37 protein-coding genes are annotated in these 25,872 nt (G+C 39.1%); all 37 read right to left on the reverse strand.

The features are described from left to right. Positions 1 to 45: 45 nt before the first annotated feature. Positions 46 to 378, reverse strand: a complete 333-nt coding sequence (locus tag KJR31_RS05540) for a phage holin (protein WP_214262437.1) — start codon at positions 376 to 378, stop codon at positions 46 to 48. A gap of 1 nt (position 379) precedes the next feature. Then, positions 380 to 781: a hypothetical protein gene (locus KJR31_RS05545; protein ID WP_214262438.1), complete on the reverse strand. Its 402-nt coding sequence runs from the start codon at positions 779 to 781 to the stop codon at positions 380 to 382. Between the two features lie 30 nt (positions 782 to 811). Then, positions 812 to 1,462: a hypothetical protein gene (locus KJR31_RS05550; RefSeq protein WP_214262439.1), complete on the reverse strand. Its 651-nt coding sequence runs from the start codon at positions 1,460 to 1,462 to the stop codon at positions 812 to 814. Continuing rightward, complete coding sequence (locus KJR31_RS05555) at positions 1,462 to 1,668, reverse strand: hypothetical protein (RefSeq protein ID WP_214262440.1); 207 nt, start codon at positions 1,666 to 1,668, stop codon at positions 1,462 to 1,464. The genes KJR31_RS05550 and KJR31_RS05555 overlap by 1 nt, the downstream gene beginning before the upstream one ends. Further along, positions 1,665 to 5,507 carry a phage tail spike protein gene (locus tag KJR31_RS08560; RefSeq protein WP_250319679.1) on the reverse strand — a complete coding sequence of 1,281 codons (3,843 nt, stop codon included), beginning with the start codon at positions 5,505 to 5,507 and terminating at the stop codon, positions 1,665 to 1,667. Before KJR31_RS08560 ends, KJR31_RS05555 begins: the two co-directional genes overlap by 4 nt. Beyond that, on the reverse strand, positions 5,504 to 6,199 hold the full coding sequence (locus KJR31_RS05575) for a phage tail protein (protein ID WP_214262441.1): 696 nt from the start codon (positions 6,197 to 6,199) through the stop codon (positions 5,504 to 5,506). Before KJR31_RS05575 ends, KJR31_RS08560 begins: the two co-directional genes overlap by 4 nt. Continuing rightward, on the reverse strand, positions 6,199 to 9,222 hold the full coding sequence (locus KJR31_RS05580; RefSeq protein ID WP_214262442.1) for a PblA: 3,024 nt from the start codon (positions 9,220 to 9,222) through the stop codon (positions 6,199 to 6,201). Before KJR31_RS05580 ends, KJR31_RS05575 begins: the two co-directional genes overlap by 1 nt. Further along, positions 9,222 to 9,602 (reverse strand): DUF5361 domain-containing protein, encoded by a 381-nt coding sequence (locus tag KJR31_RS05585; RefSeq protein ID WP_214262443.1) that lies wholly within the window; start codon positions 9,600 to 9,602, stop codon positions 9,222 to 9,224. Before KJR31_RS05585 ends, KJR31_RS05580 begins: the two co-directional genes overlap by 1 nt. Before the next feature lie 14 nt (positions 9,603 to 9,616). After that, the gene (locus KJR31_RS05590) at positions 9,617 to 9,928 is read right to left on the reverse strand and encodes a hypothetical protein (RefSeq protein WP_250319680.1); all 312 of its coding nucleotides are present in this window, start codon (positions 9,926 to 9,928) and stop codon (positions 9,617 to 9,619) included. 2 nt (positions 9,929 to 9,930) lie between these two features. After that, positions 9,931 to 10,482: a phage tail protein gene (locus tag KJR31_RS05595; protein WP_214262444.1), complete on the reverse strand. Its 552-nt coding sequence runs from the start codon at positions 10,480 to 10,482 to the stop codon at positions 9,931 to 9,933. A 13-nt stretch (positions 10,483 to 10,495) separates the two neighbouring features. After that, the gene (locus KJR31_RS05600) at positions 10,496 to 10,831 is read right to left on the reverse strand and encodes a hypothetical protein (protein WP_214262445.1); all 336 of its coding nucleotides are present in this window, start codon (positions 10,829 to 10,831) and stop codon (positions 10,496 to 10,498) included. Beyond that, positions 10,832 to 11,068 (reverse strand): hypothetical protein, encoded by a 237-nt coding sequence (locus KJR31_RS05605; protein ID WP_117304011.1) that lies wholly within the window; start codon positions 11,066 to 11,068, stop codon positions 10,832 to 10,834. After that, positions 11,061 to 11,399: a hypothetical protein gene (locus tag KJR31_RS05610; protein ID WP_214262446.1), complete on the reverse strand. Its 339-nt coding sequence runs from the start codon at positions 11,397 to 11,399 to the stop codon at positions 11,061 to 11,063. The genes KJR31_RS05605 and KJR31_RS05610 overlap by 8 nt, the downstream gene beginning before the upstream one ends. Beyond that, positions 11,386 to 11,781, reverse strand: a complete 396-nt coding sequence (locus KJR31_RS05615) for a phage Gp19/Gp15/Gp42 family protein (RefSeq protein WP_214262447.1) — start codon at positions 11,779 to 11,781, stop codon at positions 11,386 to 11,388. The genes KJR31_RS05610 and KJR31_RS05615 overlap by 14 nt, the downstream gene beginning before the upstream one ends. Before the next feature lie 20 nt (positions 11,782 to 11,801). Then, complete coding sequence (locus tag KJR31_RS05620; protein ID WP_214262448.1) at positions 11,802 to 12,020, reverse strand: HeH/LEM domain-containing protein; 219 nt, start codon at positions 12,018 to 12,020, stop codon at positions 11,802 to 11,804. Positions 12,021 to 12,023: 3 nt separating this feature from the next. Then, a complete protein-coding gene (locus KJR31_RS05625; protein WP_214262449.1) occupies positions 12,024 to 12,920 on the reverse strand; it encodes a phage major capsid family protein in 897 nt (298 codons plus the stop codon). Between the two features lie 12 nt (positions 12,921 to 12,932). Continuing rightward, positions 12,933 to 13,394: a DUF4355 domain-containing protein gene (locus KJR31_RS05630; protein WP_214262450.1), complete on the reverse strand. Its 462-nt coding sequence runs from the start codon at positions 13,392 to 13,394 to the stop codon at positions 12,933 to 12,935. Between the two features lie 82 nt (positions 13,395 to 13,476). Next, entirely contained in the window at positions 13,477 to 14,892 is a 1,416-nt protein-coding gene (locus tag KJR31_RS05635) for a terminase (RefSeq protein ID WP_214262451.1), read from the reverse strand. 113 nt (positions 14,893 to 15,005) lie between these two features. After that, on the reverse strand, positions 15,006 to 15,209 hold the full coding sequence (locus KJR31_RS05640) for a CPCC family cysteine-rich protein (RefSeq protein ID WP_117303994.1): 204 nt from the start codon (positions 15,207 to 15,209) through the stop codon (positions 15,006 to 15,008). After that, the gene (locus KJR31_RS05645) at positions 15,178 to 16,377 is read right to left on the reverse strand and encodes a hypothetical protein (protein WP_214262452.1); all 1,200 of its coding nucleotides are present in this window, start codon (positions 16,375 to 16,377) and stop codon (positions 15,178 to 15,180) included. The genes KJR31_RS05640 and KJR31_RS05645 overlap by 32 nt, the downstream gene beginning before the upstream one ends. After that, positions 16,367 to 17,635: a phage portal protein gene (locus KJR31_RS05650; protein ID WP_214262453.1), complete on the reverse strand. Its 1,269-nt coding sequence runs from the start codon at positions 17,633 to 17,635 to the stop codon at positions 16,367 to 16,369. Before KJR31_RS05650 ends, KJR31_RS05645 begins: the two co-directional genes overlap by 11 nt. Before the next feature lie 200 nt (positions 17,636 to 17,835). Then, positions 17,836 to 18,180, reverse strand: coding sequence for an HNH endonuclease signature motif containing protein (locus KJR31_RS05655; RefSeq protein ID WP_214262454.1), 345 nt, complete (start codon positions 18,178 to 18,180; stop codon positions 17,836 to 17,838). A gap of 214 nt (positions 18,181 to 18,394) precedes the next feature. Next, the gene (locus KJR31_RS05660; RefSeq protein ID WP_214262455.1) at positions 18,395 to 18,961 is read right to left on the reverse strand and encodes a site-specific integrase; all 567 of its coding nucleotides are present in this window, start codon (positions 18,959 to 18,961) and stop codon (positions 18,395 to 18,397) included. Between the two features lie 145 nt (positions 18,962 to 19,106). Beyond that, positions 19,107 to 19,532, reverse strand: coding sequence for an ArpU family phage packaging/lysis transcriptional regulator (locus tag KJR31_RS05665; protein WP_214262456.1), 426 nt, complete (start codon positions 19,530 to 19,532; stop codon positions 19,107 to 19,109). A gap of 18 nt (positions 19,533 to 19,550) precedes the next feature. After that, positions 19,551 to 19,751 carry a hypothetical protein gene (locus KJR31_RS05670; protein ID WP_214262457.1) on the reverse strand — a complete coding sequence of 67 codons (201 nt, stop codon included), beginning with the start codon at positions 19,749 to 19,751 and terminating at the stop codon, positions 19,551 to 19,553. After that, positions 19,748 to 19,978, reverse strand: a complete 231-nt coding sequence (locus tag KJR31_RS05675) for a hypothetical protein (RefSeq protein ID WP_214262458.1) — start codon at positions 19,976 to 19,978, stop codon at positions 19,748 to 19,750. Before KJR31_RS05675 ends, KJR31_RS05670 begins: the two co-directional genes overlap by 4 nt. 18 nt (positions 19,979 to 19,996) lie before the next feature. Then, entirely contained in the window at positions 19,997 to 20,413 is a 417-nt protein-coding gene (gene ssb / locus KJR31_RS05680) for a single-stranded DNA-binding protein (protein ID WP_214262459.1), read from the reverse strand. Positions 20,414 to 20,426: 13 nt separating this feature from the next. Beyond that, positions 20,427 to 21,053, reverse strand: coding sequence for a DUF1642 domain-containing protein (locus KJR31_RS05685; RefSeq protein ID WP_214262460.1), 627 nt, complete (start codon positions 21,051 to 21,053; stop codon positions 20,427 to 20,429). Further along, positions 21,046 to 21,546, reverse strand: a complete 501-nt coding sequence (locus KJR31_RS05690) for a MazG-like family protein (protein ID WP_214262461.1) — start codon at positions 21,544 to 21,546, stop codon at positions 21,046 to 21,048. Before KJR31_RS05690 ends, KJR31_RS05685 begins: the two co-directional genes overlap by 8 nt. A 1-nt stretch (position 21,547) precedes the next feature. Then, positions 21,548 to 21,844 (reverse strand): hypothetical protein, encoded by a 297-nt coding sequence (locus tag KJR31_RS05695; protein WP_000090262.1) that lies wholly within the window; start codon positions 21,842 to 21,844, stop codon positions 21,548 to 21,550. Positions 21,845 to 21,919: 75 nt separating this feature from the next. Continuing rightward, positions 21,920 to 22,741, reverse strand: a complete 822-nt coding sequence (locus KJR31_RS05700; protein ID WP_214262462.1) for an ATP-binding protein — start codon at positions 22,739 to 22,741, stop codon at positions 21,920 to 21,922. Beyond that, positions 22,742 to 23,506, reverse strand: coding sequence for a conserved phage C-terminal domain-containing protein (locus KJR31_RS05705; RefSeq protein WP_214262463.1), 765 nt, complete (start codon positions 23,504 to 23,506; stop codon positions 22,742 to 22,744). A gap of 3 nt (positions 23,507 to 23,509) precedes the next feature. Then, positions 23,510 to 24,844, reverse strand: coding sequence for a replicative DNA helicase (dnaB, locus tag KJR31_RS05710; RefSeq protein ID WP_214262464.1), 1,335 nt, complete (start codon positions 24,842 to 24,844; stop codon positions 23,510 to 23,512). Beyond that, positions 24,841 to 25,179: a hypothetical protein gene (locus KJR31_RS05715; RefSeq protein ID WP_214262465.1), complete on the reverse strand. Its 339-nt coding sequence runs from the start codon at positions 25,177 to 25,179 to the stop codon at positions 24,841 to 24,843. Before KJR31_RS05715 ends, dnaB begins: the two co-directional genes overlap by 4 nt. Before the next feature lie 11 nt (positions 25,180 to 25,190). Continuing rightward, positions 25,191 to 25,382, reverse strand: a complete 192-nt coding sequence (locus KJR31_RS05720; protein ID WP_214262466.1) for a hypothetical protein — start codon at positions 25,380 to 25,382, stop codon at positions 25,191 to 25,193. Beyond that, positions 25,379 to 25,576 (reverse strand): hypothetical protein, encoded by a 198-nt coding sequence (locus KJR31_RS05725; RefSeq protein WP_214262467.1) that lies wholly within the window; start codon positions 25,574 to 25,576, stop codon positions 25,379 to 25,381. The genes KJR31_RS05720 and KJR31_RS05725 overlap by 4 nt, the downstream gene beginning before the upstream one ends. Before the next feature lie 10 nt (positions 25,577 to 25,586). Then, positions 25,587 to 25,871: a DNA-binding protein gene (locus KJR31_RS05730; protein ID WP_214262468.1), complete on the reverse strand. Its 285-nt coding sequence runs from the start codon at positions 25,869 to 25,871 to the stop codon at positions 25,587 to 25,589. Position 25,872 lies beyond the last annotated feature (1 nt).

Below are 25,872 nucleotides of genomic sequence, written 5' to 3' on the forward strand. Positions count from 1 at the left end.
CTTTCTTTAAATATTAAAAAGAGAACCTAAAAAGGTTCTCTTGATTTATTTTTCAGTCCAGGCATCATTCATCTGTTTCACAGCAGATTCAACGAATGTGTCTAGATCTTTGTTAGTCATACCGATATTATATTTATTAAGTTCAGCACGGATTTTGATTCGAGCTTGTTCTAGCTTTTCTTCACCCTTATATCCAGTCTCAGCAGATACCTGTTCAACTGCATTGACGGCATTCTTGGCCAAGATTTCGACAATCTTGACGGATTGTTCACCGCCTTTTTTAATCAAGTATTCCTTGATTGCTTTGACTGCGATTCCAGTCAAAATGACTAGAATACTAATTGCTGCATTGATGATGATTTCATTGATTTGATCCATTTTAATTTTCCTCTTTAATTTCTAGTTCAAGAAACTTCTCGAACAGTACCTTAACTGCTCCATTTCCACCAAGTTCAACATAGCTCTCATAAAGCTTAGAGAGTTCTTCAATTTCGTGTTGATTCGTTTCCCCTCGTTTAATAGCTTTTTTTAAGTTTTCCTGCAATCGAAACCGTTGGATTCGTTGCAATCCTTTGCCAATCATTGACAGATTTTTATTGTTATCCTTACCGATTTCCTCAACTGCATGAACTGATTTCTCGAGATCCACGATTTTATCAGATAGATCGCTCAAACGCTTATCAGCTTCTTTTGAAGTTTGAGTGCTTCTGTAAGAAAAATAACTTGGAATCATCACTACAAGAATCGTAGTGATACGTTCCATAAATACTGACCAATCCAATTGAATCACCCCCTTTTTAGTGTAGTAATCCTATTGAACAGGTTGAGTGTCTAGCTCGCTAGATTGTTTTTCTGGTTTAGGAGCATCCCATTTCCAAATGGCTAGAATTCCATTTTGGGATGGCGAACCTTCAAGCTGTTTGAGTGATTCGCCCTGGTAGATGAATTGTTGGTTGGTTTGAACCAAAATGCGCTTTCCTTCGCCATTCAATTCAACATGCTCTGGATCTTCGATTGCAAACATAGAACCAGGTGCATAGCTCTCACCAGTTTTTACAAGTGGGAAGAGTTCTACAAGTTCTTTGTAGGTCGTACCATAAGCAATTTTTTCACCCATAATTGAATCTTGAGCCATAACACGAACTACTTTGTTGATTCTCTCAGTGATTTCAAGCAGTTGATTCTGCTTGGTTTCTGTTTGAGTAAGCTTCTGTTCAGCTTGCTCGATTTTAGATTGAGCTTGGACGATTGCTGCTCCAGGATCCAATTCAGATTTAAGAATATCAAGAACCGCTTGAATAAGTGTTTCTTCCTTGTCTTGAGTGCGGTCTCCGACCAGCTCACGCTGATTGGTACTGTAACGATTTCCATCCTGTAATCGAATTTCAACTACTGTAGTGATTTGATTTCCTGATCCACGAGTGTATGGCTTAGTAGCCAATGAATAGTTATTTACTTCCATTAATTTTGTCCTTTCAATTTCACTTCTTCAAATTTAGCTTTCAATTCTTCGTCTGAATTGATAATGTTTTTGAGCTGTTGCAGTTCTGCTTCTGCAATGCGACACAATGCTTTGTATGTTGCCGCCTTGTGAGAAAGAGCAGCCACATCATTTCCAAGTTCTTCAATGACCAGTTGGTCAATTTGTTGGTCAATTTGTTCGTTCATGTTGTTTTTTCTAACCTTTCAACTTTTTGATTTAATTCCTGAATAGCCTTAATTAAATAAGGCACTAATTCAAATACCTTGTACGAATAAGCACCGTCTGGATTTTCATAGAATGCTTCTGGTGCGACTTCTTGGACATCTTGAGCCATGATACCGCATGAAATATCTTCAACTTTGCCATCGTATTCTTTGCGATAAGAGTATGTTTTAAGTTTTTCGATGACATCCAGTCCAGATACTTGACTGTCTTTGATATTTGTCTTGTATCTACGGTCTGACAAGTCCTTATTCAAAGTAATCCAGTCATACGACCTATTTTCTAGATAAAGATATAGATATCCGTTACTAGCTTCAATATCTGTATATCTAGTTGAGTTCATCCAAAAACCATACTTACCACCTGAAGCTCTATTGTCGTAAAAGATTTTACCTGTTACTCGAAGGTCACCGTTAACAACAGGTGTGTTCCAGAATCTTGCGGTGTTGTAACAATGCATTTCACCAGTATTTTTCACGAACCACGCATAATTTCCTGGTGTCCCCCAGTTATTCCCCCAGTTCACCCAGAGAGCAGTTTGTCCTGTTTTCCATCCACCGTCAGACATACCGACTCTGAAGCTATTGCTTCCAGTCAACCAGAAAACAGTTGGGTCTTTATCGTGTGTTCCGATTTGGAATCCACCGATCTTACCCTTGTACCCTTCAAGCAAAGTAGCAGATACTACTACTGAGCGTAGCTTGTTGATAAAGGCTGTTTTAGCAGCAAGCGTATCAGTGAATACATCACTAGCTACAAGCTTCTTGGCTAGAGCAGTATCAAATATCAACTTGTCTGCTGCAATCGAATTTGAACGAATAATGTCAGTATTCAAAGTTCCTATTCTAGCATCACCGACAAAAAGACGCTTAAAGTAACCATCGATAGCTGTGATTTCATCTAGAAGTGTTCTACCTTTTAAACGGATTTTAGCAGCTTCAATCAGAATGTTATTGCTATTCAGATTGATTTGTGAAGCGATTGCCCCAGCGTTAGTCAATGTTTGGACAGCGTAGGAATCGCGTAGCAGTGATACCTGAGTCTGCGTGACAACATCCTGTGTGGATGTATTGTCGCTGAATTTCTTAGGCGGTTTATCGCCACGGATGAGAGATACTTGACCGATTGCGACTTGTCCGTTCTTCATCAACCAAATTTCAAGAGGAAATTCTCTTGATTTTGTCGATGATTTCTGGACGGTCATCGTGCCTGTAATGATTTGAATTCCAGTTTTCGTAAGAGTAACACTATCGGATGCAAGTCCACCGTCAGAAGCCCATAGCTCGATTCCAAGCGGTGCATCTGGCAAGACATCCACCCACACTTCCATGCGATAGCTGAGCTTTTCACCTTTGGTAAAGGTTGAGGTATTAAGTGGTAGTGCGAAACCGTGGTAGACTGCATTGGTCTTACCAGTATTCGTAATCCGTAGCAATTTGGTGCCAGCTTGAACTTCGATAACATTCGCATCTGCTTGTTTTTTGACCCATTTGCTGAAATTCGTTGGATCATATACCAAGTTAAAGTCATCCAAGAAATTAGATACACGACTAACTAGACCATCAGCAGTCTGAATAACTTGAGAAATCGCTTGGTCTTGTCGTTGCAAGGTTTGAGTGTGTGATGATACGGTATCTCGTACATCATTGAACTCTATTACACTCACGATTTCAGAAGAGTTAACATCGTAGTCTGTCATGCGGTCAGAATGCTCAAGCTTCATACCGCAAATTTCAAGGCTTCCATTACCATTTTGACCAAATTGGATACTGTTAAATGTAGCATCTGCAGTAAACGTAAATTGGTATCGTACCCAATCTTTGTTCGAGATAGTTTTGAATAATCTACGATTAGTTTCGTTTGTGGTCCAAGAGCGTATTAAAAAATTGACGTTTTGACTTGTACTTGTCGATGAAACCCTTGCCCAACAGGACATTGTGTATTTCTCGCCAATAGTTAAATTTAACCTTTGAGCAATGTCTTTATTTCCGCCGTTTGTATTTCCTACAATACGAATACCTTTTTTGATAGCGATATGCGGGGCATCTCTTAAATCAATAACCTCGGTTCTACCGTTACCACCAGAAACACTTAATTCCCAAGTGCCTTCTAACCCATTTCCAGAAGGGATGATAGACGAATTCTGCAAGAGGTTATCATTACGGATAACATCTCTCAGTTTGGTTTCGATTCTTGAGATAGTCCTTTGAAATCCATCAACAGAATTCCTGACTATGTTCTGCACTTGAGTCGCATTTTGAAAACCTCTATCATTGGCCAATCTGTCAAAATCAGTACGAGATAATTTCTCGATAATCTGGTCAGCTTGAACATCGATTCTGTTCTCAGCAATCCTCAACCTATCTGTCAGAGGGTCAACTTCTTGCTTAGTCACAAGTGTTCTGATTCTGTCTGTGATTTGCTCGATTTTAGTAAAGTTGGAATCAGACAAACCTTTGGAAGCACTAGCAGATTCAAGAGCGTTTCTAGCTTCTTCCAAAGCTTCTTCAGCAGTTCGAGTAACTGTTGAACCGATAGCGCGAATCTCTTCGATTTTGGTTCGCTGGTCTTCAAGCTTCTCATTCATGCTGCTATCGAAACCTGAGAATCGATTGTCGATTTCATCTGATAGAGCACGCTTATTTTCCTCTGCTTTGGCTTTGATGGCATTCACTTCATCTGTAAATTGATTAATTAATTCTTCTTTTTGATTTTCAAAAGCAAGGTCAGCATTCTTGATTTCTTTCGCTAATTGTGTAGCGAATTGCCCTTGCAAGTGCTGAGTTTCATTCTTAATCGCATCATTAACAGCGTTAGAAAGCATATTGGACAAACCTGACTTAAATTTTCCAAATCCAATAGATAGTAGCTTCTTAGCCATCGGTGAATAAGTATACTTCGTGATTTTCTTACGAACGTCCATCTTGAATCGATCATGAAACAGACTAACAACATCAAAAATTTGAACAGGAACATCACTCTTTCCTTCGACTTGAATTTCTAAACTGTCTTCAAGCATGTCGCAGAGTGTTGTTCTGAAATACTGCTCACCGTATTTACGAAGTCCAGCTTCATCTTTTACGTCCTGGTCATTAACCTCAATCACATCTTCGTAGATTTGACTGTACTTGTTAATAAGCGGACTATCTACCACAACAGAAAACTTACGATCAGGTGCCTTTTCTCCCTCACCTTTGACGGTAGTGTTGAAGGTAATTCGAGTCTTCAAAGACTTAGTTGATGTCTTTTGTTGATAGCTAGATAAGTTCTTTTTGTACATAAATAGCGATTCATTTTCTGAACCACCATTTTTCAAAAGTTGAACCTGGTATCCATGACGTACAAGATCGCCACCCCACTGACCAAGGATAGAGTGCTTATCTTTTGTAAAAGCGACCATCGCGTTGACACTATCAGTATTGAACGTGTGACGTTCGTCGATGTCGGAAAAGAATGAGAACGGATTCTCACGAGTGATACTTCCAGCAAAACGACTCAAAGCAGTTGAACCAGTCGCTCTATCTAAAGAAATCGGATTGATGACATAGTTGTTCAACAGTGTAAAGGATTGATTCGCATAGACTTGGATATAGCCATGTTTCTTTTGAACCTCGAAAATAACGAAATCTTGTTCGCCATGTAGGTCATCGGCTTTTAGGAAAGCTTCTTCTTTCAACTTCTCCCACAAAGCATCTGAGGTCGGAAAGCGAAAAGTCAGTTGATAGGTACTATTTGCTTCTTGAGAAATCTTGTCTGCATAAGCAGCATTTAGAGGAGTATTCCCATTTGTTAAATAAATCAAATTTTGTACCTCCAATTTGGCCGAATTATCAATCTAAGAACATTTCCAGTAAATGTAACCCCACTTCTTCCTGTTGGGATTTCAAAGAACCCACCACGCTTTCTGAGAGTGTTCTGAACCGCCCCACTAGCATTGTAGATATTTTGCTTACCTTGTCTACAATCAATTGTAGCTTTCGTTTTTACATTGAGATACATTGTTTCTCTGCCGATAGTAATCGAAACATCTCCATCTCCCTGAACTTCAATGATGGGCTCAGAGTAAATTGTTCCTGGATTGTTAATTGTTCCTGGTCCATTATAAGATTCAGGATTAACCGTTTTTTGATATCGAAAAGGCTGCATGTTTAGCTTGATTTTCAATTGCCATGCATGATTACCAAAAGGTTTGTAACTAGCCGTTAAAAAATGAGCATAAAAAATAGATTCAGGATGATAGCTAAATTCCAACTCATTGTCATTCGATTGAAATTTATCCAGGATAATCGAGATATCAATCATCTTTGTAACGTGAATTGTAAAAGTTCTGTCATAGCTATCATAAGAACCATCTAATACTCGATAACTTCCATTCACACCATGAAGCTCGGCCACCTCTCCTTTCGGTTTGGCAGCCTCAACTTCTCCAAAATCGGTCACGATACAGCCTGGAAGGGTCGATGTATTAAAGCCATTAATGATCATATAATCCATTAGATTCCCTCCCTTGCTAAAATTGAACCATGTTGTTCATAAGTATTTAATGAGATTTTCTCATTGTCTAGATAGATGTCTGACGATTTTTCAAAGATAGCTGTAAGGATTGATTCCAAACTTGACCTCATAATCGCTATCTCAGACACTGTTTTACTCTCTTGCACTTCAAGCTGAGCTGAAGGCATAGCCAAACGAGCCTCAAGATTTTTCGTGACAGAGGCAGTTGAGTTTAGATTCAGGTCATCCCCTGAAAATACATCAGAGATTTCTCCAGCCATTCCACCAACTGTTTCTTTGACGCCCTTAAACCGTTCTTGTAGTCCTTGGTCTAAACCTTGCATGATTGCATTACCTGCAGGAATCAAGAGTTTACTGTCATATTCAATCGGTCCTTTGTGGTCACGAATCCAGTTTGCAATTCCACCAACAAAATTAGTAACGCCTTCCCAGGCAGATTTCAAACCACCTAAGAACCCATTAAGAATTGCCTTACCAGCTTCCCAAAGGTTAATATTTTTAATTCCATTAAAGATATTAGTAATTTTGGTTACCAGATCACTAACAGCTTGTTTCATGTTATTCCATGCAGTCTGAGCACCGCTGACAAGCCCATTGATGAAACCAAGTACAAGTGATTTTAGTCCGGCCCATGCTGCGCTCGCTGTTGATTTGATGTTTTCCCAGAGACTGGATAAGAAACTTACAAAGTTATTCCATAAGTTTTGAGCACCTTGAATCAATCCAGTAATTAGATTCGATACTGTAGATTTTATCCACTCCCAGGCCATAGACGCAGCCGTTTTGATAAATTCCCAAATTGTACTAAGAACATTAGAGAAGTTCTCAAAAACACCAGTAGCGTATCCAACGATAACATCCACAACTCCAGAAAAGTATGTCTTAATACCCTCCCAAATCAGAGAGATTCCATTTTTGATTCCTTCCCAAATCAGAGAAAGATCTACACCTAATTGATCAAAGTTTCCTGTCACTAGGTCAATGATAATCAAAATAGCACCCAAGAAAATCGATTTGATAAATTCCCAAGCGCCTTCAAAGATCATTTTAATTCCTTCCCAAACTTGAGTAAGACCATCTGAAATGTTGTTCCAGATATTCATGAATCCGTCAATGAACGGTTGAACAACCATCATGACAGCTGTAGTAATCAATGTCCAAGCCGTAGACGCGGCCTCCTTGATTGTTTCCCATAAGTCAGAAAAGAATGTTACAACAGCATTCCACATCGCCTTTAAAGACTCAACGTAAGCATTCCATGTTGTAACAACTCCATCCCACAAAGTGCTAGCACCTTCAGAGATACCAGACCAAAGACCGACAAAGAAATCAGCAATCCCCTGCCAAGCCTGTTTGATCCAATCCACAAAAGAGGACCAAATCTTTTGACCAGTTTCTGTTTGTGTGAAGAACCATACAAGAGCAGCAGTCAATGCTGCCACTGCAGTTACAATTAAGCCAATCGGGTTTGCTGCTAATACTGCATTGAAAATACCAAATGCTCCACTTGCCCCCATGGTAGCAGCTGCATTCGCTGCCTCCGCGGTAGTGAGTGCTCCTGTTCTTACGAACTGAGCCAACATAAGACCATTCGTGATGGATAATGTCGCATTTCTGATTGCTTCTATTCCTTTTATTACAGTCATTACTGCTTTGTATCCAGCCCATGCACTTGTAATTCCGACAACTGCCGATTTTAGAAGATCTAAAGCAATAGGTGAATCTTTTAGCCATTTAGTGAATTTACTAAAGTTTTCAGAGGCTTTGCGAATAAAATTTGTAACGGATTCAAATGCTGTTCCAAGAAGGTTTATTCCTTGCTCACCATCTTTAATTCCTAAAAGATCTCCAACAAAATCGCCGACAATCCCTATTACATCACCTATTGCAGAACCAATATTCTCAAAAGTAACTCGAATATTATCTGCGATGTTGACAATTTGAGTTGCAGTTTCCTCACTAAAACCAATCGTATTCAGAATATCAATGTTATCCTGCTTACTTAATGACCCAAAAATCATGTCAAAAAAGGTCTCAAAGATTCCTGTTACACGAGATAGTTGATCAAAAACTACACTTCCAAAAGCATCCCCAAAAAGCTGAGAAGCAATCTGACTAATCCCTTCAGTCAAAACCAAGCCAAGGCCAGAAAAAATATTTCCAACCATTGGTAAAAAATTATCAAAGAGAAAGGTAGATGTTGTTTTAAGTAAAGCATGCAGAGAAGGTAGAATATTCTCCCCTAGCGCTAACTTTCCAAGTACATTCTGTGCAGATGCTTTCATGGATTCAAACGATCCGCTAAAAGTAGATGCTGCCTCTTTAGCTGTTGTCCCAGTGATGTCTAAATTCTCCTGGATAGCATGAATGGCGCTATAAACATCAGAAAGGTTGTTAATGTCGTACTTGACACCAGTCAACTTCTCTGCATCAGCCAATAGACGTTGCATTTCTTGCTTTGTACCACCGTAACCAAGCTTAAGGTTATCCAACATGGTGTAGTTTTGCTTCGCAAACCCTTGATAAGCCATCTGAATGCTTTCCATCGATGTCCCCATCTTGTTAGCATTATCTGACATATCAATCATGGCCATGTTTGCTGTTTCAGCAGCTTTGTTTGTATCACCGCCCAAAGACTGCAAGAGACTAGCTGAGAAGCCTGTCACATTTTCCATATAGGCATTAGCTGATAAACCTGTAGTCTTGTAGGCTTCATTAGCATACCCCTTAACCTTATCAGCAGAACCTTTGAAAAGAGTTTCAATACCTCCGAGCGATTGCTGAAGCGCTGCACCTTCACTGATTGCTGCCGACAATGCCTTACCAATCCCTGCCGCTGCAATAACTTTCGTCATAACACCAACAAGACTAGAACCCAATGACTGTCCAGCACTTTGTCCAGCTGCACTCGCTTCAGGATTGAGGATTGATTGGATTTTACCAGTGATGCCTCTAGCTGATGGTATCAATTGTACATAAGCCTGTGCTATTTCTGTAGCCACTAATCCTCACCTCCTATCTTTTCTAAAATTTTCTGACGATATTCTTCAAAGTCCTCACCAGAATCAAAGATCATCTCCTTGCTTTCTTTAGCTTTAGTTTTTCCTGTTAGTTCCTCTGCAACCATTAATGGTTTGTTGATTCCTTTCTGACCGTCTGTTGTTTTAAACCAAACAAGAGCAGAAAGCCTATCAAGCACGCCTGCAAGCAAAAAGGTTTCAAAAGGAACTTTGCTATTGGTCATTGCTAGTTTGATCCGTGAATCATCTCTCAGACCAAAAGCAAAAACAGCTACCTGGTCAGCAGGTAACTGTCTGTAATCAAAAACCCCATATGTTTCAGCTAAATCACAAATAAGAGCATCTTCATCTGTTTGAATCATTCTAGCAAGGAGCGCTATTTTTTTAACTGGTTCTGACTTGTGAAAATCTCACTAATTTCTTCTCCCATTTTATCCAAAGGAACAATGCCATCCGCAGTCCGCACATGATTTTTCAAATCTTCTGATTTGTCACCAAGCATAAGTTTGACCACTTTTGGTAAAACTGCCGGATTTGTATCTACTTCAGCGATTGCTTCGAGCAACTCATAATTTTCCAAGCGCTCTTTTGTGATTTCAAAAGAAAATCCGGTCGAAGTCACCCCACGGATTGTTTTAATCTGTGGCGCAGCTTCTTTATTTTTCTTTTTGCGATTTTGTTTTGACATGGTTAAGCTCCTTTGATGTATTCATAGTGTGTGTCATCAGTAGAGTTAGGAAAGGCAGTGACTGTCGTACCATATCCAAGAACACTTCCATCGTTATAAGTGATTTCATCGATGGCAGTTACCTTTCCTGAAGGGATAACAATACGTTTAAGTACACCACCTTTTAGAACTGTTTCGATTACAAGGCAATGATGTGGCAATTCTTTTGAATTTGCCTTAATGGTAATTCCTGATGACAATTCTCCAGATACATTATCTGATCCATAAACTTCCTTCAAAACTTCCACATTCAACGCTTCAATCAGCATATATTTGAATGTGTCTGTCTTTTCCTTTTGAACTGAACTTACAACGACACCACCCCATGCCTTAATATTTTCTGATTCTGGGGAGTTGCTATTGGTCATACCATCTTCTGAAATATAACCTAGTGCTTTAAACGCATCATCTAATTTTGTAGTTGCATCAGTTGGCAGTGCTGTTCCAAGAGGTGCAGAATAAACCGCACCTCCGATTTTAGGTTTTGCAGTCGTTACATTTGCTTCTGTAGCCATTTAATTTCTCCTTTTAAAAATAATTAATATCAAATACGGCTTGATATCGATATTGTTTGGTTTCAGTGTCCGTAAAATTGTAATCACTGTTCAGGTGGACACCACAGATTGAATCTAACTCAATCAATCCTTTCACAGCACTTTTCACTTTCACATTAAGCTCTGCAGCCTTCTGCATAGTTGGGCCATAACTTTGAAAAGCAAAGGTCGCACTACCAGAATGATTTCGCTCCTTCCCACCTGTCTTTTGAATAATGACAAAGCTATCGGGAGCTTCAGCTTCATACTCAAAAAATGACGGTACATCTAAATGACCGTCAAGATATTTCTTGATAATAATTTCAATCATCTAATGCACCGCCTTCAACAAAGTGTTATTTTTCAAATTATCCCTCTTCGCTTTTCGCGTAGCTGGATAAATCATAGCATTGGCTCTTGTCTTACCAACGTGGCTATCTTGTTCATAGCCAGGACCACATCTTTTTTTAATGACCGTTGCTTCTTTGTTCAAGATGTCCTGAATCTCTTTTGATTTCAAAAGAGCACCTACACCCGCACCGATAAGCTTGATTTTTGTATTACTCATAAGCTTCGACCATCACTTTCTTATTCCATTCTAAAGGTATCATGGCTTCAATGCCTTCCAAAGGAATGCCAATCGTACGCCATTTTCTCCCAAAGAAACGAACTTCACGGTCTTTCCACTCGTTCTGATCGCCTTTTGGAATACCTAGTGTATAAGAGGCCTTCTTTCCAGTCAGATTGAGCTGATTCGTGATATCTTCTGTAGAAGCTGGGACAACTAGGACATTCTCTACTTGAATTTCTTTATTCTCATAGATAGGATGACCAAAGTCATCCCGACCAGTCTTGGTTTTCCCTGTCAAAGTTACAGTAATTCCTTTAATCCGTCCCATAGATATCAATCACCCCATATCTTTGCTTTTTAAGACCTAGACGTTTCAATTCCGAGTCCTTGATAAAGAGACCTCCACCAGGGACTAGATATGATCCACTGAAGGAATATCCTAAAGCAGACTCAGCCATTTGAGTCATTGGTTCCTGATCAGTAGAGGTCATCAAGGTGCGAGCGACCACATCCACGGTTACGGATTTGACCACCATGGCAAAAGATGGATCAGTAGCCACCAATCCATCTAAATCCTTGCCAACTTTTTTAGCTTCAACACGAAGAGAATGAGAAACAACTTCCAACAGTGCTTCGGCTCGTTCTTTCTCATCGAATTTCAATGTTCGCCACAACGTTTGAACATCTTCTACTGTTGCAAAGTTTTCCATTTCTACCTCCAGCCAAGCGACTACTGAGCTTCAGTGTCAGCTTGTTCAATCAGCGAAATTAATTCAGATTTTGTGGCGCGGTTATCATAAGTAATACCTTTTTCATCAAGGATTTCTTTCAACGCTGCGTTAGTCAATGAGTCAAAGGGCTTGTATTCTTCAATCGAAACCCAATCACCTCCACTAATTGCATTTTCAGTAACGATAGTAGTTCCTGTTTTTACATTAATGTATTCCATATACTACCCCACTTTCACAACACGAGCAAAGCTGTTTTTGTCCAAAATTCCCCATCCAAGATAGATTTCTGCACGAAGATAGACTTGGTTATAACCTTTCAAGTCTTTTCCAGAATTGTCTGGATCACCATATCGAATGACTTCGAGTGGAATTTGCTTAGCATATCCCCATTTAACCATGTTAGCAAAGTCACCAATAATAGCAACATCCTTATTGGTTCCAACATTAAGACCAACTGTAGTATTCACATCTACAGGTAGACCATTAATGGCCCCTGGATTTGCTCCCCATGCCAATTCAGGGTATAGGCGTTCATTAGCTGAGTTCTTCATGCTAGCTAGTGCACTTGCAAATGTAGTATCAATAGCCATACCGCTAACGATATTGTCAGCTCCTTGAATCATTTTAACTGCATCTTCGACATTAGTATCTGGATCGCTTGTTGTAAAGTTCACTGTCTGAGTGACCGCTTTATCAAAGCAGTTATCCCCAATAACAGTGGATTCTTGTTTAGTACGTGGATTTACGCCATGGAAAGACATGATGTCAATACCACGAGCCACTTTATTAGCAAACCCTTCATTGAATGACTTCAAAATATCGATTTTAGCTTCTTCTGAAGCATAAATAAATTCATCCGATACACGAGCGCCATACTCGATTTTAATCGGCACAATAGTAACTGGTTCTAGAGTTGCACCGCCATGAGTTTTTTTACCATTTTCTGCCACGATATCTACATCAGAATCCAATGAGAATGTAAATTCTTTCAATCCATTGAAAGGAATCGCTTGTTGATTAGACAATTTAGCCAGTGAACTGTGACCCTTAACTTTGTTGATAAGGTCTGTTACAAGCATTGGGTCAAATAATGTACCTTTTGATAGTTGATCTGTCATATGATTTCTCCTTTATTCTTCAATCTCTAAACCTTGAATTAGGTTTTTATACAATGTGTTTTCTGTTTTTTCTAAAACAGGCTCTGAATCTCTAATAGGCGCAACTGGTTGAGTTTTCTTCATAAAACCAGCTAAGCGCTCTGCATCAGCTTTCAAGCTTTCTTCATCAGTTCCCTGCAAACGATCTGCAAGGTCGTAAGGCAGTCCATGTTGCAAAGCCACTCGAGTTCGCAGACTAGCTGTCTCATAACCCGCGATTTGATTCTGTAAAACTTCAAGTTGCTTGTCTGAATCGGCCTTACTTTGATTATTAGCTTCGATGGTTGACTTCAAGCCACCATTTTCTTTTTCCAACTCTTCAACACGAGATTTGAGCTGGTCATAGTCGGCATATTTCTCTTTCTCTCGAGATAAGCGAGCCTTAATAGCAGCATCAAATTCTTCTTGTGTAGTGATTGGTTTAAATTCTGACATTCTCATGTCTCCTTTCTCCTGCTTCCCCGGCAGTTCGGTAATTTTTTTGGCATCAAAAAAAGCAGTCACCTGACCGCTTATTTTAATAACTAATTTTTTGCTTTTTCTTAGGCTTAGTCGTAGAACAAGCCCAGTGCGCAAGCAAAGCACTATCCATCAAAGAAATATCCATGTCGTCAAAGTGCGATCGATAACCAAAGCCACCATTTGAGCCAATATTCCGCTTATCACAGTTAGTAGCTACCTTTGATAGAGATGGTTGGCCAGCGTGACAGATGGTCTTCTGGTAAATTCCCTGTTCCCAAAGAGCGTTGGCCACGATGATTTCTTTCACCGTCGGCAGAATTACATTCTTGATTCTATAGTCCTTCAACTCTTCATCCAGGATCTTCTGACCACTTGCGCCATCGATGACAATTTGAGCCACGTCGGCTTGACGCAAGAAAGCAACTATCCACTCATTCCCATTACGAACGGATTGACAATCGACAGTTTCAATAAAGAAACGACCATCTTTGGTCCGTGCAGCAATACTCATCGCTACATTCGTTCCATCTTGGCCGTACTTAATACCAACAGATAACTTCCCAGATAACTCGGGGACATCATCCACCTTGAGTTCATTCCACTCAGTTTCAGAAATAGCAGATTTCTGATTGTATGTTGGCCAGAATCCCAAACGCTGGATATTATGGTCCAACTTATCCTCACCAAGCTCTGCTTCAATCTTACGCTCATTTAAATGGTAACCCATAGATGGATTTGAATTGTACCAGGCTTCCACATCGTCAATTTCCTTTTCATCAGAAACCGACCACTCAGCCCAGCCAGAATACTTCCCTTTCCCGAAAAGACAAGTCTCACGGTACTTAGTAAAGACCGTACCACTTGAAACTGGTGTCGGAGGTGTTCCACACATAATTGTGATAGGATTTTCACTATCCGTAACCGTATATTTCAAAGCAGATTCTTGCTCGGTTGTGTACTCTTGAGCCTCGTCAATGATCAGCATATCAAATCCTTCACCAAGACCACCATTTGATGTTCTGGTACGGAATTGGACAACACCACCTGTTGAATATAGCTCAATTCTTTCTTGTCCCTTAGCTCGAATGGAGTTAAAATCCTCACCATCTACATACCCCATTTTCTCAAGGTATCGTTTAACTTTCTCAAAAGAGGCATGAGAGGTAGAAATTCGGTGAGCCGTGTGAAGGATATTTAATCCTTCATGTAGCCCCCAAATTTCACTAATATATAGGATTTCAGATTTACCGTTACGACGAGGGATAGAATAACCAAACTTCTGATGCACCCATAGTCCGTTTTTATCTACTGCCATTAAAGGCAATAGCAGGTTTTTCTGCCAAGCATAGCAAGAAAGGCCAGTCCGTTCGTAAAGTTCAATCGCTTCTTTAGCTTTTGAATTTTTCTTGACGTATTTTAAAATCACCGATTGAGTAGGATTCTGATTGCCAAGTTTCTTCTTCCTCGCCATTCTAATTTCCTTTCAATCGTCATCGCATGATAACCCTATCGCTGGGAGATATTGATCACCTCCTAAACAAAAACATAATAAAAGCACCTAACTTCAACTCTAGTTAAGTGCTTTTATTTAATCGGTTCTCCCTTAGCAAAAGCTTCTTTAGCCTCCGCAAGTGTCATTTTATTTGGACCGCCATCGGTATTTATAATACCTGTATTTTGCCAATGACAGACGTCACAGATATCATAGTCCATAACTTCAGTTCCACAAACAGGGCAATGAAGCCATAGATAACCATCAATCTCCCATGTCTTTTTTGAATTCTCCATCATAGTACTCCTTTCCTAAGTCTGGTTTAAACATCGTATTTATTTTATGTACTTTAGGATTTCCTAAAACATATACGTTGTTCTCAACATCATAACGAACTCGTCTATGTTCCGTCTGATAACCTAATATCTTGTCCGATGTCTGTTTTGATAACAAATCAGACGCCATTTTTTGGTATTCTTCAATGGTTATATCGCCAAATTCTTTTCCATGATCTTTGAAATGACCATTTAAAGATTTTTCAGTAGGGAACTTTGCTTTAGTCCATTTTATACGGTCTTTTAGTTCCTTGTATCCCTTAACATCATTATACTTCAAATCCTGAAATTTTGCTAGTGAAATAGGCGCATTTTGAGCTCCTAAAGCATCAACTATTTTCTTGTACTCTTGAGTATCTGCTTTACGATTATTATCTCGCACATCAATATTTACTCTCTTACGATTTTCTAATTCATCTGAACTCTTATTGCTGATTTTTTTCGTCCAGACATTTTGAGTTTTTCCGTTTTTAGGATCATAGTCTAAAATACAACGACAATGCTGATGCCTTCTATAAACATCCTTCGGAACTCTTGGATATTTATAATTCCCTTGAACTTCCTGACACCACTCACAACAATGAAAATACGATTTTCGGACAATCTCGGGTTGCAATCCAGACCGATGATGAAACTCTGCATTTTTCTGGATACTATCATCAATGATTGATTGAGTGAAGTTCACAATAGGTTCACCGAGCAACCAACTGACATCTTCAAAGTTCTCCTCAGACGAAAAGCGATTGACAATGCCAGCTATTCGATCTAGATTTAATTCAGGAACTTGAACTTTCAGACCGATTTTCGCTTTATCATTCAAATTCTTCTGAACATCGCTAGCATAACCACTTACAAGCTCGTGATTTCGTCCTAGCACGTCCGTCAGTAAACGTTGAGCGATATTGTAATACATTTTACCGTCTGGTAGTTTGTCGGCGCTTAGAGAAGCTCCTAGAGCCTTAGAGAGAATATCACCAATTTCAATCGCAAACTCATTTGCTGTTTTGTAGGTTGCTTTTTTGGCCTTCAATGTAGCAAAAGCATTTCTGACAATCTCACTCTTACCGAAATCTCTCTCAAATCTCTCCTGAACCTCTTGCAAGATACCAGGTAAAACATCATTCTCCATTTGAACCACCCTCGCTTACCACTGGTTTAGCTGACATATCTCCAGCTATACCAGTAAGATCACGAATTGTTTCCGCATTGATGTAGCCAGGTAAGGCCTGATTCAATTTCACAACACCATCACCAATCATAGTCATTGTATTCGCATCAGCTTCAAACAATGGTTCCCACTTGACTGTAGTTCTTACAAATTGACTTCTGGCATAATGAAACTCATCACGCAAGCATGCTGCAACATAGGCCACATTAAGTAGACCAGCTCCCAGTGACCTCTGAGCCTTGCGACCAGCCAGGCGCAAGTTCTCATGGCTAGCCTTGATAGCTTCAACAGATGACGGATTGTCAGACACAAAACCTAAATCATCCAAGGTCAAGCCCATCTCCCCAGCAAATCCAGCAGCGGCTGTTCTCAGTTGTTCAGTAAACGGTGACATGCTAGCTGTAGTAAACTGTCCAACGCTCGGCTTCTCACCTTTATCGCTTGAAGAAATCGTCAACAAGCTTGATACAGTAGCTTTCCATTTCTCCATAGGTTCCGCATCAGGATCAAGTCCAAGAATGTATTTCTGTGGCCATGAGTAGAACTCAGCAGTGATATCAGCCCGTTCCAAAGTTCGCTTAGCGTATTTCTGATAATACATTCCTGCCCTGGTAATACGAGACCGACCAAAAGGACGAACCGCATCAGGACGATGAATGACCGGAACTAGCAGAGGAATACCCGTTTCATTCGTAACCGAGTAAGGCTCCCCATCTTTCGGAATAAAATGAGTAGCATTAGGTTCAAAGTATGCTTCAAGCGTTGGACGATTGTAATCATCACAAGCCAGAACTGCATAACCTTCCACAAGCAATCCAGTTATAGGATCAATAACACCCGTCGCATTACTTGATTCAATGACTTGCAACCTCACCTCATCATCTTCACCCTTCGAAATGTAGACGAAACTACACGAACCAATCAGCGCAGCTAAAATAGCACTATCAAAGAAGATATCTGGATTGTTCCGATTAAAGATTTCTGTAACATTAAAATCATCGTTAGCAAATGCCCTGAAAATCAAACGATCTGCAAGACTATCAACGCCCTTTGCAGCCCAACCAAGGACAGCTTGATACTTTGCCCTGATGTGTGCAGGAATTGTGATTCCTGTAGGTGCTTCATAATGCTGCATCGCATAATGCTTGTATCTCAGATTGACTCTGCTCTGATAGAGATTCAACTTCCTCCTAAGATACTCAATCCCTCTTAATTCCAAACCGTTCTCCTTTCATTGTGATGATTTGGCGCGAGAAAAAATGTACAGTGACGGCGTGAAGCTCGCGAGCGCCTAGTGGGAGGGGGGTACCCCCCTATCATCATATAGGACTTACTTTCACACATATCTGTTATTTTTTCGAGTTTTAAATATTTTTTTATTTTTCTTTTTTACAAAAAAATAATTCTTTCATTAAGACTTCAAGCTCTATACCTAGTCCAGTCCCTGGACTGTGGCAAGTTCCTGTTACCTACAACAGTAGCATTAGCTGATCTATCATCAGCGTAAAGCTTGTCAGACTTCTGTCTGTTGCATTGCCAGTGGGCTAACTGCAAGTTTTGAATATCTGATGGATGACCATTACGATTGATTGGAATAATGTGGTCAATGACTGGACTTAATGGATGTGGGTACCTCAAGGACTTATCAACTGGTAGTCCACAAATCCCACAAGTATTTCTTGTTTTGAGAATAATATTTTTATTCTTTTCAAAAGCGACTCTGTGAGGACCACTCCGGTCCGGTCTATCTTGGGGGTTATTCATTTAGGGAGGGGCCTTTCTTTTTTGGGAGATAGGGAGTTAAATTTTTTATGATGTAGGGGGGAGTTTTTCAACCTTTAACACCCTCTTATATTTAACATATCTTATATTTTGTGACTTTCGACAGAGTATTGTTCAACCCAGTTATGACAATGGTTTGTAAGCATTTCTGAATTATCCAATTTACTTTTTCTCAATATGTTAAATAAGTATACTTTTAATACGTAAAAGTAAGCATACTTTCATCGATTTCATCTTGGTTATATCCGATGTAATCTAAGGTAATATCTGGTGCAGAGTGATTAAGTATTTGCATTAGAATAGCTATATTCCCATTTTGTTTGTAATGATGATAACCAAATGTTTTTCTCATCGAATGGGTTCCAATGTTTTTTAATCCTGAATGTTTAGCTGCATCATTTAAAAATTGATACACAGCTACTCTACCAATGTGTTTAATACTTACTCCGTCACCTCTAACTTTCTTTCTGCTAGGAAAAAGATAGTCATAACTCTCAAGATGATTTTCTTTTATGTAACGATCCAAAGCTTTACGTAGTTCAGGATTAACTGCAAATTTTCTTATTTTACCAGTCTTCTTCTCTTTAACCTCAATTCTATCTTGATTGACATGCTTTACTTGAAGAGGGACAATATCGCTTACTCGTAGCCCTGAATAAATTCCGACCAAAAAAAGAATGTAGTTTCGCTCACTTTTCGATTTCAAATAATTCTTCATTCTATCAATGTCATCTGGTTCACGAATGGGTTCTACTTTCTTCATGGTATCACCTCCAAACTACAAGAAAAGGCAGGTTGTGCCTGCCTTTATAATTATTTCATAATATAATTTTAGCACATTAAATCGTATATTTACTCCGAACTTACTCCAAATTTACTCCAAAAAAACTCCAAGAAAACTCCATTTTTTATTCTAAGATTTCAATTTGTTCTCCATTTCGATAAAGCTCAGCAAATGCCATTAGAGCCTTATCTAGGATATCGTAGTAAGAACTTTCTGAGATAGCCAAATCCATAGAGATTGTTTCGTCTTTCTTACAATCCCACTGCAGATATTTCTCGTAAAGGATTCTACGATAGAGTGGATCATGTAATCCACTTACTGCTTGTTCAATTGCATCAAGTTCAAGTTCAGCATCAACTTTTCGAATTGCTAATTTTTCAACCTGGCTATTTCTGCTGAATGATTGAGAGCGTGGCATAAACGAGTATGTGGTAGTTACTCTTTGGCCTTCCTTATCATTTGCAACCCTTCTCCATCTCAGATACCCTTTTAGAATCTTCTTAGCATTCTCTTTTGTCTTTGATTCATTAACGTCAGGGAAAAAAGGCATTGTTCACCTCCAATCTTACTAAGTTCCGCTTTGTTTACTTAGAAGAGTTTCTAGTTCCTCTTTCATTCTCTTCAAGTTCTTCTTCAGGTATTCTCTATGAGCGGTTCGTGATTGAGCCATCGATCTATCACATGGTTGAGAATATTCTTCAATTTGTTGCTCGATTAATTCGATAGAATGTCTTTTACTCTCGATTAATTTATCTAGAAATTCACTCATTCGAAGACCTCATCAATCTCTCTAACAACTTCATTGTGCCTAAATGGCTCATGTGCCACTCTTCCAAATCCGTGTTCATCAACACCGTCTGGATTTTCTGTTGCATATTTTAGAAAGAGTGGCATCTTGCATTCATGGCAAATCCATTTTTTAGCAGCTGATCTAATATGTCCAACTGTACAATTACCACAAAAAGGACACTGTACATCCACTTTTAAATTATTCATACTTCATTCTCCTAAATATTAGAATGGTAAATCATCATCAGATATATCCATAGGGTTAGTTTTTTCAAAACTTGGCGGAATTTGATTTTTCATACTTGCCTGATTTGCAGAATTATCTTTTTTTTCAAGGATTTGAAAACTTTCAGCTACAACTTCAGTCACATAGACACGCTGTCCTTGCTGGTTATCGTAGCTACGAGTCTGAATGCGACCTGTAATTCCTACAAGAGCACCCTTTTTAAGCCAATTTGCAAAGTTTTCAGCTTGCTGGCGCCACATGATGCAACTAATAAAATCAGCTTCATAATCACCTGCCTGATTCTTAAAATTGCGATTCACTGCCAAACTGAAAGTTGCAACAGTCACATTTGATGGTGTGTATCTTAACTCAGGGTCACGAGTCAATCGACCTACTAACACAACATTATTGATCATTATTTAACTCCTTTTATGCTTCCTCAATCTCAATACCTGGGGAATCAAATACCCAGCCAAATCCTGCATCTTCTAGTTCTTTGCGGGTGTGTTTGACTCTATACCCATAGATTTCGTTTTTTGATGCAAAAAACCAGTTTTGACTGTCTAAATTTTTATTGAGATGGGTAGTGTATCCGCTGACCCCTTTCATCCTAACAGTATACTTCGGTTCTTTCTCTACCTCGTAGCCGTCAAGATACGCACGAGCGAATAGTTTTTGATTATCTAGATCATCCACCCAGCTATTAACTTTCTCCGGCGTATATAAGAGAGCTGTAAGTAACCTTTTCCTTTTTGCTTTACATTGCTCAATCCAATCCGCAACAAACTGTGGGATTTTGACTTTTTCGTGTTCAAACACGCCATCAAATTCACCCATGATAGCCTTTAGCCAAACTTTACGATCATGCACTGGAAGTTCTCTCAATCTTGCAAGTATGTTCTTAACGTAGCGTGGAGCTTCGTCTGCGTGACCTGTTTCGGGTTCGTCTAGTAGTTTCAAATCTTCTATAAAAATTTGACGAGCTAATTCCGCACCAGGAGCACCCCACTTTCCTTCATAGCTTTTGTATTTCTCAATCAATTCTTGTTTATTCATCTGACAAATCCTCCTCTTTGACGAATACTCCGTCAACCATTTTCCCTTTTCGGTCTTTGATAACGTTGTATGCTTCGTCTAAACAATTCTCAGCAGTAGTTCCATTTAAAAACGAAACAGTGCTAACAACACTGTCAAGAAACATCAAATCAGCTTTGATTAAAGGAATTTGTGTTTCATTGTGACAGACATGGGCGTATAACTTCTGAGCGATATTGCCCAAACTGGAAACCATCAGCAGCAATTCGAGTTCCTGTTGATTCGCTGAAATCTTAGCGCCATTCTTGATCTGTTGTTCAAACCCAATCAAAACTACCTGGATGTCTCCGAGCGCATCGTAAATCAGTTCAGGTTTATCCTTAGCAATTCCCTCAAACAATTCACCCGACTCTTCCATCAACTTCAAGAACTGCTTGACTGGATTTGCTTCATGTAAATTTCTGTCTACAAACCATTGTTGTACTTTTTCTTCCAAATTCATTTTTGTATTCATCTTATTTTTCCTCCGTTTCTTCCGCTTCTTTAAATGATCCCATCGCTTTAATAATCTTTTCTAACTTAGATTTGTGTAGCGTAATGTAATTATTTTTCTTCACTTGTTCACAGAAAATACAAATTCGATCACCAAAAAATCTGCAATTTTCTGTTAATCGGTGTCTTTCATCTGACTCTATTTGTTCCCTATTGGCTAAGCTAACAAGAATTACTTCATCAGATTCTTTCCAATCTGGAAGTGCTACAGCTTTGTATAAGTTTTCAAATGCTAAATCGGTTAAAATATCTCTAGCCATTCGTTTCCTCCGTTTTCCTAGTAATCAAGTAGTAGCAATCAGCTGCTCCGTATTCAATCCTGTAGAGTTCAATCATCAATACCTCCTATCCTTCATCCCAGACGGGTACACAAAGCACTTTCCAGTTGCTCCCTCAAAGATACGACTTGATAAAGCACCATTCCCAAAATCGTCCGAGTAAAGCTCCTTAATTTTTTCACTAGACAGATTCGTGTTGATAATCGTATTCGTCCGATTATCCAGGATCTTGAACAATATCTGATGCGACCACTCGTTCCGCTTCGTGTCAGCTTTTCGACTCTCTTTCCCAAGATCATCCAAGAAAAGAAAATCAACCTCAGACAATAGCTTGACCATCTTAGCTTCTGAAAATCCATTGTCAAACTCAAAGCTTTCTCGAATCTTGTCAAATAAAGTCACAACAGATACAAAGAGCACGCTTTTCGGTTCATCATAAGACTTAAATTGCTCATTGAGAAATCGAGCCAAGCCATAGGTCAGATGACTCTTACCAACACCAGAAGGACCAGTGATGATAGCATTGCCAGTTTCACCTTTGGCATAGCAGCGTTCTAATCGCTTCACGAAATTCATAGCCTTTTCATCAATATCAACCTGAATCTCATAGTCATGTAGTGACTTGCTGGCCAGCTTAGTTGAAACGATACTATCGCGAGCAAAGACCTCATAAGTGTCCGAAAGCTTACTCTTGACCTCGGATTCCATATTCAGCTGCTTTTCAAAGAGTCGAATGTTCTCTTTCTCACACTCAGGACATTGACTGATTTCCTCAACCTTGCCCTTGATAGGAATCTTAACAGACCAAAGATGGCATCCATGGATTTCACAGACATCATCAAGAACTGTTCTAGTTCTAAATTGTTTAAACTGTTTCATTTAAAATCCTAGCCTTTCGTCAACTGCTGATTGAAATGAGTGAACTTTTCGTGGCATAGGTTGATTCAGATAATTGTCCATCTTATTGCCAAAAAGTGTTTGTGGTTGAAGATACTGTTCATACTCTGTACCTTTCCACTTAGCGACCATGATGTCCACAACCTTTTTAAAATCTTCGAGGACATAACCCTCTTTTAGCCTTGCCTTGATAAATTTTTGATGACTAGCAGTATCAACTTTAAAATTTTTCTTAGCTTTCAAATTGAGATAAGAAATGACTTCTTTACAAATCGACAATTTATTATTATTATCTATATCAGTCTTTATAATATCAGTCTTTATTGTTTGTACTTCTTGCGTCTCCAGAGTGGTAATTTCTCCGGTTCTGGATGGTAATTTCTCCGGTTCAAGAATTGTTTGTTGAACAATTTTGGGACCAAGGATATAAAGTCGATTTGGCTTAGTCAATCCTTGGCGCTCTTCCTTTAGTAAACCTGATGTCACAAGTTCCTTTTTAATCTTGGTTACTGTCTTCTCTGAACATCCAAGTTCTTCACAAAATTCAGCTGTAGTAAAATACATAAAAACTTTGCCATTTCGATCATGCCACTTTGACTCCAAAGATAAATCCAAACGATTATAGAGCAATGCATACATAATTTTTGCATTGTTTGATAGTTTTTTATATGGCTCTTTAAATAGCCATTTTGGTAATTGAAAGTATTGATACTTTTCAACTTCGTTTTTATAATATGTCTCAGCCATATACTATTCCTCCACACTTGAAAATTTTGTGTATTCTTTGTGAAAATACAACTTCACTGTGCCTAAACTGCCATGCCGATTCTTTTCCAAGATCAGTTCGGTTACGTTATTCGCTTCTTGACTGTCTGCCTGTTCCTTCTGATAGTAGGCCTCACGATACAAGAATGCTACGATATCAGCATCTTGCTCAATCGAGCCAGACTCTCGCAAGTCTGCCAGCATCGGGCGCTTATCTTGCCTCTGTTCAACTGCGCGACTTAATTGGGATAAAGCAATGACTGGTACTTTTAAATCTTTTGCAAGTATCTTCAATTCCCTTGATATTTCAGAAACTATCTGCTGACGATTTTCTCCTTTTGATCCAGTAATTAACTGCAAGTAGTCAATGATAATAACACCAAGCCCACCCATTTCTTGGGCAAGTTTTCGAGCTTTTGAACGAATTTCTGAAATACGAATACCTGCTGTATCATCTACAAAGATAGGAGCATCATAGAGATTACTTTGAGCATGCACAAGCCTTCTCCATTCATCTGTACTTAAATTCCCAGTCTTCAAATGATAACCTGGAACCATCCCCTCTGATGCCACCATCCGTTCAATTAAGTCTTCTGCTCCCATTTCGAGTGAAAAAATAACAGTTGGTTTATTTTCTTTCACAGCTACATGCTTTGCTATATTCAACGCTAATGCAGTCTTACCCATAGCAGGACGTGCAGCAAGAATGATAAGGTTATCCTCATGAAGACCTGTTGTAATCTTATCTAATCCTATGAAACCTGTAGAAATCCCTGTCACAAATCCATCTGTCTGCGAGCGAGTCTCAACTATTTGCATATGTGTGTCTAGGATATCGGCCACATTACGAAATCCAGTACCTGTATTTTGATTACTGATATTAATTAAGGATTTTTCAGTTTTAGCAATGATGTCATCAATCGAAACATCACCTTGGTAGGCACTAGATAATGAATCAGACAAGTCAGCGATGACTTTCCGAAGATTTGCCTTCTCTTTTACTAATTTTGCGTAATGCTCCACATTTTTCGATGTTGGTGTTGAATTTACCAACTCTACAACGTAGTTAATACCTCCGATGTTTGAAATATCCCCTTGATTGGTAAGAGCTGATACCATAGTGGTGGCATCTATTGGCTCTCCCTTCTCAAGAAGTGATAGCATCGTCTTAAATACGATTTTATTAGCAGGCTTGTAAAAATCGTCAGGAGTTAATTCGTCTGCAAGTGATATCATCGTTTCCGGTGAGATAAAGACAGCACCCAGAACCGACTGCTCTGCAACTAGATCATGAGGTAGTATTCTAAAATCTTCACTCATACACTCTTCCTCCAGTAGCTTTCTAAGTCAATATTCATAACAGCAGCAAGATTCTTCTGCTCGGTTAAGATTTGTCTACGGTAAGGAGCCAGGCCAGATTGTCGCTCTTCCTCACTTTGTGGCAAGTAGTATCCATTTGGTTTCGTCTTCTTAGCCACAATAGGGTGTCTAAAATTAACTCGAAGACTTTCAATGACTTCTTCTAACTTACGTTTTGAGAGTCCAGTTTCTAAACGTATTTCACTTGCTTGAATTGGAAGGTCGAACGTAGCGCAATTAAGAATCATATTTAACACCCGAATTTCCATTTCGTTCATGTTGCGACTTACACTCATATTTTTATCCCTTATTTCAATCCTACTGGTGGATCCACATCGTATGTAAATTGCTTATCTGAATTTCTCAGATTCATACGAGCGATGTCGCTTGCGATTAGTTGTCTGTTTTTCTTTTTAGATTCTGCTCGGTCATCTAGCTCATTTACTAGTGCCCAGAGCAAAAAAAGCATTGTTGTTCCGAAATAGATATATTCAATCATTTTGTGTTTTCCTTTTCTTCATAGATTGCTACGATTTTTTCAAGATCTGCGATACGTTGATTTGCTTGCTGATATTTTTCTTGAAGGTCTATCAATTCCCTGTTCGTATCCAACGCAACCAATCTCCAGTCGGTGTTGACTTCGATTTTGGTTGTGTTGAAAAACCATTTTGTGATTTTGTCTATTAATTTCATGTAATTTCTCCTATATTGCAGTTTTCTGCCAGTTTTCGTGATACCATTCAATCACGGCATCCCTTGGATATTTCTCGCGCTTGCCCTCAATTCTTGGGAAGTCTGCGTGTCGGTTGAAACGTTCGTCAAACGTTGACGTGTCTTTTGTTCCAAGTAACATTTCGGAGCATTGCGACTTGTTCAATTCCATTGGATAGCGCCTTTTCTCATCGGTCACAATCGTCATGACTTTGAGTGTTCTATCCATCAATCCAGCTTCAAACTGATCTAATAATTGATTCATTAAGTCATTCATG

The organism is Streptococcus infantis (assembly GCF_018499575.1).
Classification (GTDB): Bacteria; Bacillota; Bacilli; order Lactobacillales; family Streptococcaceae; genus Streptococcus; species Streptococcus infantis_K.

Bases quoted from the DNA above. Each gene is read 5' to 3' on its own strand.
- KJR31_RS05540 (WP_214262437.1), bottom strand. From the start codon at position 378: ATGGATCAAATCAATGAAATCATCATCAATGCAGCAATTAGTATTCTA.
- KJR31_RS05550 (WP_214262439.1), bottom strand. From the start codon at position 1,462: ATGGAAGTAAATAACTATTCATTGGCTACTAAGCCATACACTCGTGGA.
- KJR31_RS05555 (WP_214262440.1), bottom strand. From the start codon at position 1,668: ATGAACGAACAAATTGACCAACAAATTGACCAACTGGTCATTGAAGAA.
- KJR31_RS05575 (WP_214262441.1), bottom strand. From the start codon at position 6,199: ATGGATTATATGATCATTAATGGCTTTAATACATCGACCCTTCCAGGC.
- KJR31_RS05585 (WP_214262443.1), bottom strand. From the start codon at position 9,602: ATGATTCAAACAGATGAAGATGCTCTTATTTGTGATTTAGCTGAAACA.
- KJR31_RS05590 (WP_250319680.1), bottom strand. From the start codon at position 9,928: ATGTCAAAACAAAATCGCAAAAAGAAAAATAAAGAAGCTGCGCCACAG.
- KJR31_RS05595 (WP_214262444.1), bottom strand. From the start codon at position 10,482: ATGGCTACAGAAGCAAATGTAACGACTGCAAAACCTAAAATCGGAGGT.
- KJR31_RS05600 (WP_214262445.1), bottom strand. From the start codon at position 10,831: ATGATTGAAATTATTATCAAGAAATATCTTGACGGTCATTTAGATGTA.
- KJR31_RS05605 (WP_117304011.1), bottom strand. From the start codon at position 11,068: ATGAGTAATACAAAAATCAAGCTTATCGGTGCGGGTGTAGGTGCTCTT.
- KJR31_RS05610 (WP_214262446.1), bottom strand. From the start codon at position 11,399: ATGGGACGGATTAAAGGAATTACTGTAACTTTGACAGGGAAAACCAAG.
- KJR31_RS05615 (WP_214262447.1), bottom strand. From the start codon at position 11,781: ATGGAAAACTTTGCAACAGTAGAAGATGTTCAAACGTTGTGGCGAACA.
- KJR31_RS05620 (WP_214262448.1), bottom strand. From the start codon at position 12,020: ATGGAATACATTAATGTAAAAACAGGAACTACTATCGTTACTGAAAAT.
- KJR31_RS05625 (WP_214262449.1), bottom strand. From the start codon at position 12,920: ATGACAGATCAACTATCAAAAGGTACATTATTTGACCCAATGCTTGTA.
- KJR31_RS05630 (WP_214262450.1), bottom strand. From the start codon at position 13,394: ATGTCAGAATTTAAACCAATCACTACACAAGAAGAATTTGATGCTGCT.
- KJR31_RS05635 (WP_214262451.1), bottom strand. From the start codon at position 14,892: ATGGCGAGGAAGAAGAAACTTGGCAATCAGAATCCTACTCAATCGGTG.
- KJR31_RS05640 (WP_117303994.1), bottom strand. From the start codon at position 15,209: ATGGAGAATTCAAAAAAGACATGGGAGATTGATGGTTATCTATGGCTT.
- KJR31_RS05645 (WP_214262452.1), bottom strand. From the start codon at position 16,377: ATGGAGAATGATGTTTTACCTGGTATCTTGCAAGAGGTTCAGGAGAGA.
- KJR31_RS05655 (WP_214262454.1), bottom strand. From the start codon at position 18,180: ATGAATAACCCCCAAGATAGACCGGACCGGAGTGGTCCTCACAGAGTC.
- KJR31_RS05660 (WP_214262455.1), bottom strand. From the start codon at position 18,961: ATGAAGAAAGTAGAACCCATTCGTGAACCAGATGACATTGATAGAATG.
- KJR31_RS05665 (WP_214262456.1), bottom strand. From the start codon at position 19,532: ATGCCTTTTTTCCCTGACGTTAATGAATCAAAGACAAAAGAGAATGCT.
- KJR31_RS05670 (WP_214262457.1), bottom strand. From the start codon at position 19,751: ATGAGTGAATTTCTAGATAAATTAATCGAGAGTAAAAGACATTCTATC.
- KJR31_RS05675 (WP_214262458.1), bottom strand. From the start codon at position 19,978: ATGAATAATTTAAAAGTGGATGTACAGTGTCCTTTTTGTGGTAATTGT.
- ssb (WP_214262459.1), bottom strand. From the start codon at position 20,413: ATGATCAATAATGTTGTGTTAGTAGGTCGATTGACTCGTGACCCTGAG.
- KJR31_RS05685 (WP_214262460.1), bottom strand. From the start codon at position 21,053: ATGAATAAACAAGAATTGATTGAGAAATACAAAAGCTATGAAGGAAAG.
- KJR31_RS05690 (WP_214262461.1), bottom strand. From the start codon at position 21,546: ATGAATACAAAAATGAATTTGGAAGAAAAAGTACAACAATGGTTTGTA.
- KJR31_RS05695 (WP_000090262.1), bottom strand. From the start codon at position 21,844: ATGGCTAGAGATATTTTAACCGATTTAGCATTTGAAAACTTATACAAA.
- KJR31_RS05700 (WP_214262462.1), bottom strand. From the start codon at position 22,741: ATGAAACAGTTTAAACAATTTAGAACTAGAACAGTTCTTGATGATGTC.
- KJR31_RS05705 (WP_214262463.1), bottom strand. From the start codon at position 23,506: ATGGCTGAGACATATTATAAAAACGAAGTTGAAAAGTATCAATACTTT.
- dnaB (WP_214262464.1), bottom strand. From the start codon at position 24,844: ATGAGTGAAGATTTTAGAATACTACCTCATGATCTAGTTGCAGAGCAG.
- KJR31_RS05715 (WP_214262465.1), bottom strand. From the start codon at position 25,179: ATGAGTGTAAGTCGCAACATGAACGAAATGGAAATTCGGGTGTTAAAT.
- KJR31_RS05720 (WP_214262466.1), bottom strand. From the start codon at position 25,382: ATGATTGAATATATCTATTTCGGAACAACAATGCTTTTTTTGCTCTGG.
- KJR31_RS05725 (WP_214262467.1), bottom strand. From the start codon at position 25,576: ATGAAATTAATAGACAAAATCACAAAATGGTTTTTCAACACAACCAAA.
- KJR31_RS05730 (WP_214262468.1), bottom strand. From the start codon at position 25,871: ATGAATGACTTAATGAATCAATTATTAGATCAGTTTGAAGCTGGATTG.